General features: G+C 71.1%; 13 protein-coding genes, 1 pseudogene and 1 riboswitch. Of the genes and pseudogenes, 9 read left to right on the top strand and 5 right to left on the bottom strand.

Annotation, left to right across the window (positions count from 1 at the left end; all coding sequences use genetic code 11):
* The first annotated feature begins 3 nt into the window (after positions 1-3).
* Positions 4-444, top strand: coding sequence for an Lrp/AsnC family transcriptional regulator (locus tag ACFYW9_RS32115; protein WP_351866684.1), 441 nt, complete (start codon positions 4-6; stop codon positions 442-444).
* Positions 445-585: 141 nt separating this feature from the next.
* On the opposite strand, the gene ACFYW9_RS32110 is transcribed toward ACFYW9_RS32115, so the two are convergent.
* Entirely contained in the window at positions 586-2859 is a 2274-nt protein-coding gene (locus tag ACFYW9_RS32110) for an FUSC family protein (RefSeq protein WP_389157799.1), read from the bottom strand.
* A 151-nt stretch (positions 2860-3010) separates the two neighbouring features.
* Between ACFYW9_RS32110 and ACFYW9_RS32105 the strand changes: the two genes are divergently transcribed.
* The gene (locus ACFYW9_RS32105) at positions 3011-3640 is read left to right on the top strand and encodes a GNAT family N-acetyltransferase (RefSeq protein WP_389157796.1); all 630 of its coding nucleotides are present in this window, start codon (positions 3011-3013) and stop codon (positions 3638-3640) included.
* Between the two features lie 57 nt (positions 3641-3697).
* Here ACFYW9_RS32105 and ACFYW9_RS32100 read toward each other — a convergent pair whose 3' ends face one another.
* A complete protein-coding gene (locus tag ACFYW9_RS32100; protein WP_389157793.1) occupies positions 3698-5152 on the bottom strand; it encodes an MFS transporter in 1455 nt (484 codons plus the stop codon).
* A 184-nt stretch (positions 5153-5336) separates the two neighbouring features.
* Here ACFYW9_RS32100 and ACFYW9_RS32095 point away from each other — a divergent pair, with 184 nt between their 5' ends.
* Complete coding sequence (locus ACFYW9_RS32095; protein ID WP_351866674.1) at positions 5337-5792, top strand: MarR family transcriptional regulator; 456 nt, start codon at positions 5337-5339, stop codon at positions 5790-5792.
* An 89-nt stretch (positions 5793-5881) separates the two neighbouring features.
* Here the strand turns inward: ACFYW9_RS32095 and ACFYW9_RS32090 are convergent, their stop codons facing one another.
* Positions 5882-6463 carry a DUF3291 domain-containing protein gene (locus tag ACFYW9_RS32090; protein WP_389157789.1) on the bottom strand — a complete coding sequence of 194 codons (582 nt, stop codon included), beginning with the start codon at positions 6461-6463 and terminating at the stop codon, positions 5882-5884.
* Between the two features lie 295 nt (positions 6464-6758).
* Here ACFYW9_RS32090 and ACFYW9_RS32085 point away from each other — a divergent pair, with 295 nt between their 5' ends.
* Entirely contained in the window at positions 6759-7322 is a 564-nt protein-coding gene (locus ACFYW9_RS32085) for an exonuclease domain-containing protein (RefSeq protein ID WP_389157786.1), read from the top strand.
* Between the two features lie 42 nt (positions 7323-7364).
* Here the strand turns inward: ACFYW9_RS32085 and ACFYW9_RS32080 are convergent, their stop codons facing one another.
* Positions 7365-7958, bottom strand: coding sequence for a DinB family protein (locus tag ACFYW9_RS32080; protein WP_389157783.1), 594 nt, complete (start codon positions 7956-7958; stop codon positions 7365-7367).
* Between the two features lie 229 nt (positions 7959-8187).
* On the opposite strand from ACFYW9_RS32080, the gene ACFYW9_RS32075 reads away from it, so the two are divergent.
* From ACFYW9_RS32075 to ACFYW9_RS32060, 4 genes are all read left to right on the top strand, one after another.
* A complete protein-coding gene (locus ACFYW9_RS32075) occupies positions 8188-8562 on the top strand; it encodes a VOC family protein (protein ID WP_389157780.1) in 375 nt (124 codons plus the stop codon).
* 253 nt (positions 8563-8815) lie between these two features.
* The gene (locus ACFYW9_RS32070; protein ID WP_351866664.1) at positions 8816-9520 is read left to right on the top strand and encodes a beta-glucanase; all 705 of its coding nucleotides are present in this window, start codon (positions 8816-8818) and stop codon (positions 9518-9520) included.
* Positions 9521-9696: 176 nt separating this feature from the next.
* Positions 9697-9870 carry a hypothetical protein gene (locus ACFYW9_RS32065; RefSeq protein WP_351866662.1) on the top strand — a complete coding sequence of 58 codons (174 nt, stop codon included), beginning with the start codon at positions 9697-9699 and terminating at the stop codon, positions 9868-9870.
* Between the two features lie 155 nt (positions 9871-10025).
* Positions 10026-10754 carry an alpha/beta hydrolase gene (locus ACFYW9_RS32060; protein WP_389157775.1) on the top strand — a complete coding sequence of 243 codons (729 nt, stop codon included), beginning with the start codon at positions 10026-10028 and terminating at the stop codon, positions 10752-10754.
* Positions 10755-10848: 94 nt separating this feature from the next.
* Here ACFYW9_RS32060 and ACFYW9_RS32055 read toward each other — a convergent pair whose 3' ends face one another.
* Positions 10849-11079, bottom strand: a complete 231-nt coding sequence (locus ACFYW9_RS32055; RefSeq protein WP_389157772.1) for a hypothetical protein — start codon at positions 11077-11079, stop codon at positions 10849-10851.
* 502 nt (positions 11080-11581) lie between these two features.
* A riboswitch (cyclic di-AMP (ydaO/yuaA leader) is annotated at positions 11582-11753 on the top strand.
* 7 nt (positions 11754-11760) lie between these two features.
* Here ACFYW9_RS32055 and ACFYW9_RS32050 point away from each other — a divergent pair.
* A pseudogene (locus ACFYW9_RS32050) lies at positions 11761-12568 on the top strand (hypothetical protein); the annotation flags it as partial.

Genomic DNA, 12568 nt, shown 5'->3' with positions numbered 1-12568 from the left:
AGCGTGGACGAGATCGACCGGGCCATCCTGCGCGAACTGCAGATCGACGGCCGTATCGCCTATGCCGAACTCGGCCCCAAGGTCGGGCTGTCCGCGTCGGCGGCCCGCCAGCGCCTGCAACGCCTGCTCGACTCGCAGGCGGTCCAGGTCGTCGGCGTCACCGACCCGATGGGCATGGGCGGACAGGCGATGGCCCTGCTCGGCATCACCGTGGACGGCGATCCGCGAGCGGTCGCCGACGCGCTGGCCGAACGGGCCGAGGTCGTCTACGCGGTCCTGACGTCGGGCGGCTTCGACCTGTTCGCCGAGGTCGTGTGTCCCGGACCGCGGGATCTGCTGGACTTCGTCAACGACGTCGTACGGCAGATCGAAGACGTCCGGCAGGTGCAGTCGTTCCCCTACTTCGGGATCCACACGCACCGGTTCCTGTGGAACGTGGGCTGAGCACACCCCCGCGCCGGCCACCGAACCGTGCCTCCGTCGCGGCCACGTACGACAGCTTCCACCGGCGGCACGTGCGGCAGCCTCCGCCCGGTCACCGTGCCGTGCCCCCGCACCGGCCGGCCGCGCGACTCCTCGCCGCGGCTACCGCGCCCCGCTCCGGGCCGCCTTCTTGCCGGGCGTCGAGAGCCGCACCCCCAGCGGGCGGGCCAGACCGATCACGCCTTCGTCGAGACGCTGCAGATGGCGCAGGACGCGGCCCGTGACACGGTCGTGCCGGGGGGAGTCCGGCGTGTCCGGCTCCAGCATGGCGGCGAGGCTCGCCCCGGTCTCCGCGACACCGTCCCCGGCGTCCGCCGCCACCCGGGCGACGAGGACGTCGATGTTGTGGCTGATCCGGCGGCCCGCCAGCTTGAGCCGGGGGTCCGCGGCGACCGACCTGCTGTAGGGGAGGAGTTCGGCCGTCGCCGCCAGCGAGCGCGCGTGATAGGCGCACGTCTCCAGCAGGGCGACGATGTAGCGGGCGGTCTGACGGCGGGCCCGCCACGGAGTGATGGGGTGGGTCAGCGGTTTGGTGGAGGCCCGCAGTTTGTCCAGGGCCACGTCCAGTTCGCGGGCCTTGCCCAGCAGGTCGAGGGCGATACCGCCGCTGAGCTGCTCCACCGCCGCACCGCTGACGTCCCCGAGCCGTACCAGCACGGCGGCGAGGAGCTCGTCCGTACGGCGGTCGGTCTGCACCGGAAGGACGACGATGGCCGCGACCATCCCGCAGATCGCGCCGAGCGCCGTCTCCTCGATCCGCAGGACGAGCACCGCCGGACTGTAGGTGTTGAGCACCGTGTACAGCAGCCCCAGCATCGCCGTCACGAAGAAGGACATCAGGACGTACGACACGGGGGCGGTGAAGTACATGGCGAAGATGAACACCAGGACCAAGGTGAAGGCGGTCCACGTGTGGCCGCCCACCACACCGGCCAGGAGGACACCCGCGACCACGCCGAGGACCGTCCCCAGCAGCCGGCGATAGCCCTTGACCAGGATCTCCCCGGTCGAGGAGGTGTTCAGGAAGACGACCCAGCAGGTCAGCACCGCCCAGTACCACCGCTGCGGGGAGAGCAGTTCCCCGCCGACGATGGCCAGGGTCGACCCGACCGAGACCTGCACCGCCGCCCGGGTCGTCGGCCGGTCCAGTCCCGTGGGGTGCGGCTCGTCCTCTTCGCCCTCCTCGGCGGCGATGGAGGCGTCCTCGGCGTCCAGCTCCTCGCGGGAACGTTTCGTCTCGGGGGAGTCGTCGGATTCGTCCTGGGGGCCGTCGAGCGCCATCCGCAGTCCGACGGCCGCGCGCGTCGCCTCGCCGATGCCGCGGAAGACGTCCTGCACGGCCGCCGGGGCGTGCGGGAGGTTCTGCTCGTCCCGGTAGCCGAGGAGCCGGTTGCGGAGCTGGGCCACCCCGGCGCCGCGCTCACCCGAGACCGGTCCCGCGACGAGCACTTGCAGTGCTTCGAGGTCGCGGTGCAGCGTCGCGATGGTGTCGTCCTGCTTCCGGAGCCGGTCTCCCGGCGCGGGCAGCGGCGCGTGCGGCAGATGCAGGGCGAGCGTGTCGGCCTGTTCGGCGCTGCGCGCGGTGAGGATGAGGACGCCGAGCCGTTCAGCGGCGATCTCGGCCTCGGCGACCCGCCGCTGGAGCAGCGAGGCGGTCGCGCCGTCGGCGGTTCCCTCGTCCAGGCGGTCCTGGATCATCATCGCGCTCTCGTGCAGCCGCGCGGTGTGCAGCCGCACGTCGTCCAGGGCCTTCTCGACGTCGTCGGGACCGGCGTCGAGGAGATCGATCTGGACGGACACCAACTGGGCCACGCGAGCCCGGAACGCCTTGCGCAGCCGTTTCAGGACCCGCTCGGTCGACTCGGCGATCACGGCGAAGCGCACCAGGGCACTGCAGACGAAGGCGATGGCCAGCGTCGCCCAGAGTTCGGGGAGGGAGGAGTAGGTCGCTCCGCCGAACAGGGACAGGAAGTAGATCTGGAAGGCGATCAGCCCGAGGGCGGTGCCGCGGTCTCCGTATCTGCGGCAGTAGACCGCGGCGAAGATCAGGGCGACGAAGCATGTGTCGCTCGCGAACGTGTGACCGCGCAGCAGCGCCCCCAGCGACATCGCCGTGACCGCCACGGGCAGGCCGAGCGCCAGGGTGACGGCCTGTTCGCCGCGGTGCTTCTCCTTGATGGAGAACGTGGCGACCATGGCGGTCATCGCTCCGGTCACCATGCGACTGGGACCGGATCCCATCATGGCGAGGACGGCGAGGGTGAGGGCGATCGCGCCGACGGTCCGCAGCCCGGCCATGAGCCGCAGCAGGCCCGGGTCGGATGCCACGAACCGGTTCCAGATCGCCGCTCGGTTCGGCCGAGTCACTGTCCTCACGCTGCCGTCGTTCCCTGCTCCCAGGTCATGATCCGGTACTTCAGCATGGCACCATGCGGCGCCCCGTGCCGGATGGTGACCGGGCGACCCGCCTCGCGGAGGGCGCGGGAGCCCTCTTGTGGGAGCGCTCCCAAAGGGTCAGGATGCCGTCATGGACCCAGTGCCGACCATTCGCCCCTACCGGCCCGCCGACCGCGCCGCCGTCGCGGAGGTGTGCGTGCGCACCGCGGACCTCGGAGGGGACTCACGTGCCCTGTATCCCGACGAGGAGCTGATGCCGACGCTCTTCGCGGCGCCCTACTGCCATCTGGATCCCGGCCTGGCCTTCGTCCTCGACGACGGGAGCGGCCGGGCCGTCGGCTACGTGGTCGGCACCGGAGACACCGCGGACTTCGCCGCCCGGTTCCGCGACGAATGGATCCCCCGGGTCGTGCGCCGCTATCCCGAACCCACGACACCGCCCCGCACGCCCGGCGAGGAGATGGTCGGGCTGCTGCACACCCCCGAGCGCATGATCCTGCCCGAACTCGCCGCCTATCCGGCGCACCTGCACATCGACCTGCTGCCGGACTTCCAGCGGCGCGGCTTCGGAAGAGCCCTGATGAACACCTTCCTCACCGCACTGCACGACCGCGGGGTGCCGGCGGTCCACCTGGGCATGGTCACCGCGAACCGATCGGCTCGGGCCTTCTACGACCGTCTCGGCTTCCACGAGATTCCCGTGGACGACCCGGGGCCACTCACCTACCTGGGACGGCCGACGGCGGTGGCGAAAACGTGAACGCACCGGTTCCGGCGGACAGGGGCCGTCGGAACCGGTGCGGGTGGCGCGTGAACCTCAGCGGGTGGCCGTGGCCGCTTCCGGGGTGGCCGTGAGGCCGGCCTCGTCGTCTCCGGCGGTGGCGCGGACGGCCGGAATCAGGGCGGCGATGGCCGCGGCCACCAGGGCGACACATCCACCGACGATGAGTCCGGTGCGGAAACCGCCCTCGGAGGTGAAGGTGTAGCCGCCCGCGCTGGTCGTCATCTGGGCGAGGATGACGCCGACGACGGCCGAGCCGACCGAGGTGCCCAGCGAGCGCATCAGCGTGTTGAAGCCGTTGGCCGCGGCGGTCTCGGAGAGCGGGACCGAGCTCATGATCAGGGCCGGCATCGAACCGTAGGCGAGGCCGACACCGCTGCTGGTGACCATGAGGGTCAGCATGAGACCCCAGGCCGAGCCCATCAGGACCAGCGACAGTCCGTAGCCGAGGGCGACGACGAGGACACCGCAGACCAGCGTGAACTTCGGGCCGCGGGCGTCCGTCAGCTTCCCGCCGAGCGGGGAGACGATCATCATCATGATGCCGCCGGGCGCCATCCACAGGCCCGCCGCGAGCATCGACTGGCCCAGGCCGTAGCCGGTGGCCTCGGGGAACTGGAGCAGCTGCGGGATGATCAGCATGCTCGCGTACATGCTGAAGCCGACGAAGATCGAGGCGACGTTGGTGAGCAGGACCCGGGGGCGGGCGGTGGTGCGCAGGTCGATCAGCGGGTCCTTGGTGCGCATCTCCCAGGCGCCCCAGGCGATCAGGACCACGACGGCGGCGACGAACAGTCCGAGCGTCGTCGCGGAACCCCAGCCCCAGTCGGCGCCCTTGGAGACGCCGAGGAGCAGGCAGACCAGTCCGGCGCCGAGTCCGAGCGCGCCGAGGACGTCGAAGCGCTGACCCTTGGCGCTGGCCGGCACGTCCGGGATGAGGAACCAGATCAGCGTTCCGATCGCCAGGGCCAGCACGGCGGAGCCCCAGAAGAGGACGCGCCAGTTCGTGTACTGGGCGACCGCGGCGGCGATGGGCAGGCCGAGGCCGCCGCCGATGCCCATGGAGGCGCTGACCAGCGCGATGGAGGAGCTCAGCTTCTCCGCCGGCACCACGTCGCGCAGCAGGGCGATGCCGAGCGGCACGATGCCCATGCCCATGCCCTGGAGGCCTCGTCCGACGATCATCGGGACGACGGACGAGGAGAGCGCGCACACGACCGAGCCCGCCATGAGCGGGATGGAGCAGGCGAGCAGCATCCGCCGCTTGCCGACCAGGTCGCCCAGCCGGCCGGAGACCGGGACGCAGACGGCCGCGACCAGCAGGGTGACGGTGATGACCCAGGCGGAGTTCGCGGGCGTGGTGTGCAGGATCTGGGGCAGCTCGGCGATCAGCGGGGTGACCAGCGTCTGCATGATCGCCGCCACGGTGCCGGCGAGGGCGAGCGTGGCGACCACGCCGCCCGCTCGGGCGGAAGGCTGGGGGGCGTCCATCAGGGACTCCTCGGGTCTGTCTGCGGGGCAAGAGATGTGCATCGTACATGTCTTATGTATCGCGCATGTGATGTGGTTCATGCATGTGATGTGGACCGTGCATGGGGGTGTGGGACCATGAAGCCGGGCCGCACCGATGTGCGCGGGACGCGCGGCTCAGGTGACACCGGGAGGCGGCAGGCGGATGGTCAGGCCCACACACGAGGTCGAGTACGAGCAGATGCTGCTCAGCCGCCACGGATGGATGAACCACAGAGGCGGCCGCACCAAGGACGGTGTCCTGGAGCGCAGCGCGTACATCCTGCTCAGCCGTATCCGGATCCAGGGGCCGATGTCGATCGGCGAGTTGAGCGACGCCTTCGGGCTCGACGCCTCCACCCTCAACCGGCAGACCGCGGCGGCGATGCGTGCCGGGCTCGTCGAGCGCATCCCCGACCCCGACGGGGGCATGGCCCGCAAGTTCCGCATCACCGACGAAGGGGAGCGGCTCCTGGACCAGGAGCGGCAGGGGCTCATCGACGCGCTGGACCGGGTCATGGCCGACTGGCCGGAGGACGACATCGCCGCGTTCGCCTCCTACTTGCGGCGTTTCAACACGGGCATCGAGCGCATCGGCGGACGTCCTTGGCCGCGTCCGTGAGCTGGGCTCCGACTGTCGCCGCTTCCGAGTGGCCGGCTCCGTAAATCCTTCGGGTTGACCGGGGAGCCCGTGCTGTGTGCGGTGCGGGGTCAGATGCCGGGGTCGGTGAGGTGGAGGCCGCGGGGGTCGCTCTTCGGTCCGATGCCTTCGATCCTGGTCGGAGTTCCCTCCGGGGCGAACGAGCGGTGGAAGGTGAAGGCGTGCGGCGCGGAGCCGTGGTCGTGGAGGTGTTCCAGCCTGGAAACCCCGTCCTGCCAGGTGGGTGTCACGCCGTCGGAGACCCACCAGCACACGTAATTCGGGTGTCCTGTCCTCTCGAACCAGTCGTAACGCCTGTTCAGCGCCTCACGGTGCAGACCGCTGTGGACGGCGCCGAAGGCGGGGCGCGGGTCGGTCCAGAGCGAGAGGGTCGCGGCCAGGGCGGTGGTTTCCACCGTACGGCCCTTGCCGTACCAGGCCGGTACGGCGAACTCTCCCCATGCGCCCCAGTCCGCCTCGAAGAGCACGCCCCGGTCACCGCCTGCCGCTTCGGCGCGCGCGAGGTATCCGGGGTGCTGGCCGATCTTCCGGTAGACGGCCCCACCGATGTCGTAGAACTCGCGCGTGAGAGGTGCGGGATCGGCGAGAGGCGACTTCAGGACGCCGAATGTGTACAGAGCAAGATGGGGCATGCCGTCTCTCCCTGGTCGGGGTGCCTGGTGCGGACCCGGTTCGGTGGCTTGCGCATGGGGCGAGGATTCGCGGAGCGTGACCGACTGATCCCGCCGCGGGCGGGGCTCGGCCCGAAGGAACTCCTGTGCGACCGTGGGCGATCGCCGAGGACCAGGTGAAGGTAACCGCCTTCGCGAGCCATGTCGAAGTTGCGTTTTCCCTGTCCAAGTGGCCTCTTGCGCCGGTCATCGCGGGGGCTGGGGCGGGCGGAAAACCCGGCGACGCGGTGGCGTGCCGCCTTCTAGGCTCGCCCGCATGAAGAGTTCCGGAAGACTGCTGAACGTCGTCGATGTCGAGGCGACCTGCTGGGAGGGCGCGCCTCCGCCCGGAGCGGTGAGCGAGATCATCGAGATCGGCCTGACGGTCGTCGACCTGGACGAGGGCGTCCGGCTGGAGAAGCACCGGCTTCTGGTGAGGCCCGCGCGGTCGACGGTCAGCGCCTTCTGCACCGAGCTCACCGGGCTGACGCCGGACGAGGTCGAGCAAGGGGTCGAATTCGCCGAGGCCTGCCGCGAGTTGGCCGCGCGGCATCGTACGGGGGCGCGGCCGTGGGCGAGTTGGGGCGACTACGACCGTCATCAGTTCACGCGTCAGTGCGCCGCCACGGAGACTCCGTACCCCTTCGGCCACCGGCACGCCAACGCCAAGGCGGTCTTCACCGCCGCTCACGGGCTGCGGAAGCGGCCGGGGATGGCGCAGGCCCTCCGCCTGGCCGAACTGCCCCTGGAAGGGCGGCATCACCGGGGCGAGGACGACGCGTGGAACATCGCCGCTCTTGTTCTCGACCTGGCGGGGCGCGGGGCCTGGCCGGGTGCGTGACGCCCTCGGCACCCGGCCGGCCCGGCGGATCCGCCCCCGGCGTCAGCCGTTCTTGCCGGCGTCCCGGGCCGCCTGTTCCAGCCGCGCCCGATAGTCCTCCCACCACGCCGAGTCACCCGGCATCAGGCTGTCGTTGTCCTCGTTCATCCCGGCGGCCCCGTCCATGAGTTCGCGGATGATGTCGGCGTGCCCGGCGTGCCGCTGGGTGTCGGCGAGCACGCGAACGACCGCGTGATGCAACGTCACCTCGTTCTTCCCGGCGGGCCACCACGGCACCGTGCCGGTCGTCTCCAGCGGCAGCGCGTCGATGGTCGCGTCCGCGTGGGCCCATGCCCGGCGGTAGAGCCCCACGACGGACTCGCGTGTCTCGTCCGCGGTGGCCCACATGTCCCCGTTCGTCTCGTGGGCGTGCTCCAGCCAGGGGAGCGGTTCACCGGACGGCCGTCCGAAGGTGTCGCCGAGGTAGCCCAGTTCGATCGTGGCCACGTGTTTCACCAGACCGAGCAGGTTGGTCCCGGTAGGGGTGAACGGGCGGCGGATGTCGTATTCCGAGAGACCCTCGAGCTTCCAGATCAGGGCGTCGCGAGCCGACTGCAGGTAGCGGTGGAGGTCGGCCTTGGGGTCCGGTGAAGTCATGGCGTTCAGTCTGCCGCGCCCGGGGGCGTTGTAGGGGTCGACCGGATCAAGTAGCGTGACCGACGTGAACACCGGACCGGCGTCGAGCCACACACGGATGGGCAATCCGGTGGAGGGCTGATCGCCCAGTGGGTGCGCCGAAGGCACCGTCTCAGTCCGGCACGTGGACCTCCCAGTGCTTGTGCACCGCGAGTCCTTTTCCGTGTCGAGCACCACTGAGGTCAGTCGCATGACAGTCACCTTCAATCACACCATCATCGCAGCCAAGGACCGCCACGAGTCCGCACGCTTCTTCCGGGAGCTGCTGGAACTGCCGGAAGCGCCGTCCTGGGGTCCTTTCACCAACATCCAGCTGACGGACGGCGTGCTGTTGCAGTTCGCCGAGCCCCCGGTGGACATCCAGATGCAGCACTACGCGTTCCTGATCGACGACGAGCTGTTCGACCGGGCCTACCGGCGGCTCTGTGACGACGGCGTCGAGCACTGGGCCGATCCCCGGATGCGGCGCTCGGGCGAGATCAACAACGAACACGGCGGCCGGGGCGTGTACTTCAAGGACCCGGCCGGCCACGCCATCGAGTTGATCACCCGCCCCTACCTGTAGCCGGCGGAGCCTGGTCGGGTGCGCGGGACGCGGCGCCCGGCCAGGCGGCCGGCCGAACCGGGCGCCGTGCGGGCGGGTACGGGGGTGCGAGCCGTGGTGCGAGGCGCGGCAGGCCGAAGACACGGTGCGCCGGAGTACGACTGGTTCACCCCGACGGGTTGTTTTGTGGCGGGTTGTCGTGAACAGGGCGTGGATGTCCGGTGCTTGGGGAGAACCTGGAGGTACGCGCAACGTCGTCATCGAGGAGTGCCGCGTGTCCGATGTCGTCTTCACGGCGGATTTCGCCTCGCCTCGTCAATGGGTCGCGGGCCATTCCTGGGCCTATCCCGACGGCGGTCCGGTCAATCCGGACGACGGGAAACTCGACCATCTGGTGACCGACCCCGCCTACTGCCGGACGGGCCGCTTCTTGGCCACGCGGCGCCCGGACGGTGACTGGGACGCGGGCCTCCTCACCACCGAGGGCAGCGCGGACGGGTTCATGGTCCGTACGGGGGACGTGCTGGAGACGCGGGTCAAGCTGCCGACGGTGACCGGGGCCTGGCCGGCCGTCTGGACATGGCGGGACGGGGGTCAGGAGATCGACGTCTTCGAGTACCACCCCGACAACCCGGACCTGCTGGAACTGTCCAACCACGTACGCAACACCCACCGTTACTACCGGAACCCCGCCATTCGACCGGGTGCCTGGGTCGACCTCAAGGTCGAGTTCGGCGCCCAGCGGGTCGTGTGGTGGGTGAACGGGATCCAGGTCTTCGACGACCGGCGTGGAGTGGGCAGGTCCTGGCACGCCTATCTCATCGTCAACCTGTCCGTATGCGCCGGGCGCTACCACCCGCCGCCGCCTCCCGAAGCCTCCGAGATGGACTTCGAGGTGGCCCGGCTGACAGTCCGCAGGGCCCGGGTCGGCAGGCCTTTCCCCGCGGCGGAGGAGTACGGCGCCGACCTCCTCGACTGAGACGGGAACCGGGCGGCCGTCGGCGGGAGCCCGGAAGCCGCACGCCGGCCACCGAGATCCGCAGGCCGGGCACGGGAGTCCTCGGCGGGTGCATCCGCCGGGGCCCTTGGCACGGAAGCACGGCATCAGAAGCGACGTCGCGCCGGTGCGCGTCGCACCGACAGGTGCCGAGGGCCATGCCGAATCCGGAGCCGGGGCGGAACGCCCCCGAGACCGCCTACATCAGTCACGTCGGCAACTGCCGCACGTGCCGACGGGAGTCGGGACGCTGTCCACAAGCGGCACGCCTCTGGCGCTTCTACCAGGAGTGGCGCGACGGCTACCGCGCGCGGCCCGAGGACACGGACTGAGAGCACGGCTTGATCGGCTCCGGATGAAGGGTGGTGGGCGGTCGGCGATCAGTGGCCGCCGGCCTCTGGCCGGTGAGACGATCCTCCTCACGGCTCGGTGCGAGGCGTGCGGGAGCGCCGAGAGGTGGAGAGGTGTCATGCGAGGCTCTGCGCGGATGTCCGCCGATGACGTGTCCCGGTCCGGGGCGAGCGGCGCCCCCGTGGCGCTGCGGCCGTGTCACGCCGTCCGTCCGGACACGGGTCCCGCGCGTGCGGCCGTACTGATCCTTCACGGTGGAACCGCCGACAGCAAGGACCCGTTGCGGCCGTGGAACGTGGCACGCGCCCGGATGCGGCCGTTCGTGCGCTCCGTGACGCGGGCCCTGCCGGACGGGAACGCCTTCGTCGGGCAGGTGCGGTACCGCTACCGGGGGTGGAACGGCGTGGACGCCGACCCCGTCGCCGACGTTCTGCGGGCACTGGACGAACTCGCCGCTCTGGTGGGGGAGGTGCCGGTCGTGCTCGTGGGCCATTCGATGGGCGGGCGCGCGGCCCTGCGGGCCGCGGCCGCGCCCCAGGTCCGGGCCGTGGTGGCGCTGGCGCCCTGGTGCCCGGAGGGTGAGCCGGTGGCCCACCTCCGGGGCAAACGCGTGATCGTGCTGCACGGCGACCGGGACCGGGTCACCGACCCCGCGGAGTCGTTCGCCCTCGTCCGCCGGGCCGCGGAGGCGGGATCCTCCGCGAGCGCCGTGCGGGTCGAGGGCGGTGACCACGCGATGCTCCGGCGCGCGGGTACCTGGCACAGGGCCACGGGTGCGACGGTCGCCGATCTGGTGACCCGGATCGGCGCCGGGCTCGAACCGCTCCCCGTCGAACGGCCGGGCGGCGAACCCGGCGTCCTCTAGCGACCAGTCACCAGTCACCGGTTGGCGTTCGACGGTCGTCGGCCGCCGGATGCGTCCGGCCCGTCTTCGGCCTCCGGTCGCGTCCGGCCGGCCGTCAGGGGCCGCGTGTGTCGAGCAGGTCGTCCGGATCCGGGGTGGGGGAGAAGGGGCGTCGGGCGCCGGACGACGGCCGTGCGATGGACGCGGGAAGCGGGGCGCCCGTCGACGGATCCCAGCTGAGGATCCACTCGAAGTCGCGTTGCAGCCGACGGGCCTCGCTTCGCACGAGCGTCGGTATGTCGCCGCGTTCGGAGATCAGTTGGGCATAGATCGGCGCATCGTGCACGTGGGGATCCTCGACTCGCTCTCGTGGTCTGACGTGCCTCGACGGTACGGCTGGCACGTGGCCGCAGTGGTCATCCGGCCAGCTCGGCCAGAACTGGTCAAGGTGTGACCAATGGGTGCCGTCGATGTCGAACGACATGCCAGGGAACGTCAGTTCTGTGCACGCTTTCGACACATCCGGGGCGGCTGGGCGGGTGGCCGGCGGACCTGGACGGGCCGGCCCCGTGCGGGTCGGCCGGCAATCGGGGTGGAGCGGGGCGGTCCGGCCGAGCGGGGGTCCGGGGCGGGGCCGGGACGGGCCATAGGCCCCCGAGTGCTCAATCTCCTTGCTCAGCGGCCTTTTCGAGCACGGCCCGTGTCCTCACCGTCGCGCTGCGAGGTGATGCGATGAAGGTCACGAAAACGTATCGGACATCTGGGGCGTGGATCTTCACATCGGGTGCACAACATGGCTAAGTTGGCGACCGGGCCGCCCGACTCCCTCCGGCGAAGCTCGCCGGGCGGCGCGGCCTCCGCCGAATCCTGCCTGTCCTCGTGGCAGCTGGAGCCGGGGACCCACCGAACTTGGGGTGAATCGGCCAACTGTCTTACGGGGCAGGGGTCGTAGGGCATACCTTCCGGAATCGTCCGCCCGAACCCGACAGCTAACCCGGTAGGCGGACGACGGAAGGAGCACCACTCCATGGCGCCGGAACGCACCCCGCCCAGCGGCGAAGAAGTCGCCCGACGGCTCTCGTCCCTCTATGACCAGGCGGAACTCGCCACCGGTAGATTCAACGGGACCCGCGCCTCGGCGAACTCCACCCGCAGGCCGGGCCGACGGGGCGCCGGTCAGGGGGGCGGGGGTTCCGATCCCGCCCAGGAAGACCTGATGCGGCAGCTGTACGACGGGGCGCGCTCCCGGTACGGTCCCTCGGCTCCGGCCACCCTTCCGGCCGACAGGCGGCCGGAGCGCGGCGGCGAGAGCGCCCGCCCGAGGGAGGGTGCGAAAGGCCCCAAGGGGTCCGCGGAGGAGCTTCCGACGGTGTATCAGCTGGAGCAGATCATCCGGCCTGTCGCCGAGCTGACGGCGGCACCGATGCTCGAGCTGACCGCCGGTCCGGCCTCGGAGCCGGCCGCGCGCCCCGTCCTGGAGCTGACCGCGGGTCCGGCGGCCGGGACGACGGCCGGTCGCGCCCCGGCGCCGGGAGCGGACGCGGCGGGCCGTGCGGCGCTTCCCGCGGGGTCCGCTCCGGAGGCCGTATCGCAGAAGCCGTCGCTGCACGTCAAGAAGCAGACCGCCCGGCGCAAGCTCGCCGCCGCGCAGGAGCTGATGGCACGGCACGCGGCACGGCAGAGCCTGCCCGTCGCGCAGGCCCCGGCGATCGAGTACCGGCCGGTGGAGGAACCCCGGCTCCCGTCCTTCCCGGCGGTCGGTCAGACGGGTTCGTTCCCGGCGGTCGGCCAGAGCGGTTCGTTCCCGGCGGTCGGTCAGACGGGTTCGTTCCCGG

This window comes from Streptomyces sp. NPDC002698 (genome assembly GCF_042888945.1).
Lineage (GTDB): Bacteria > Actinomycetota > Actinomycetes > Streptomycetales > Streptomycetaceae > Streptomyces.
Note: the sequence above shows the minus strand (reverse complement) of the source record. Positions and strands in the feature narration are given on the sequence as shown.

What these genes read in the sequence shown, in the direction of transcription:
- ACFYW9_RS32065 (WP_351866662.1), top strand. Translation starts at nt 9,697, where the DNA reads ATGCCGAATCCGGAGCCGGGGCGGAACGCCCCCGAGACCGCCTACATC.
- ACFYW9_RS32095 (WP_351866674.1), top strand. Translation starts at nt 5,337, where the DNA reads ATGGTCAGGCCCACACACGAGGTCGAGTACGAGCAGATGCTGCTCAGC.
- ACFYW9_RS32090 (WP_389157789.1), bottom strand. Translation starts at nt 6,463, where the DNA reads ATGCCCCATCTTGCTCTGTACACATTCGGCGTCCTGAAGTCGCCTCTC.
- ACFYW9_RS32075 (WP_389157780.1), top strand. Translation starts at nt 8,188, where the DNA reads ATGACAGTCACCTTCAATCACACCATCATCGCAGCCAAGGACCGCCAC.
- ACFYW9_RS32080 (WP_389157783.1), bottom strand. Translation starts at nt 7,958, where the DNA reads ATGACTTCACCGGACCCCAAGGCCGACCTCCACCGCTACCTGCAGTCG.
- ACFYW9_RS32060 (WP_389157775.1), top strand. Translation starts at nt 10,026, where the DNA reads ATGTCCGCCGATGACGTGTCCCGGTCCGGGGCGAGCGGCGCCCCCGTG.
- ACFYW9_RS32105 (WP_389157796.1), top strand. Translation starts at nt 3,011, where the DNA reads ATGGACCCAGTGCCGACCATTCGCCCCTACCGGCCCGCCGACCGCGCC.
- ACFYW9_RS32100 (WP_389157793.1), bottom strand. Translation starts at nt 5,152, where the DNA reads ATGGACGCCCCCCAGCCTTCCGCCCGAGCGGGCGGCGTGGTCGCCACG.
- ACFYW9_RS32085 (WP_389157786.1), top strand. Translation starts at nt 6,759, where the DNA reads ATGAAGAGTTCCGGAAGACTGCTGAACGTCGTCGATGTCGAGGCGACC.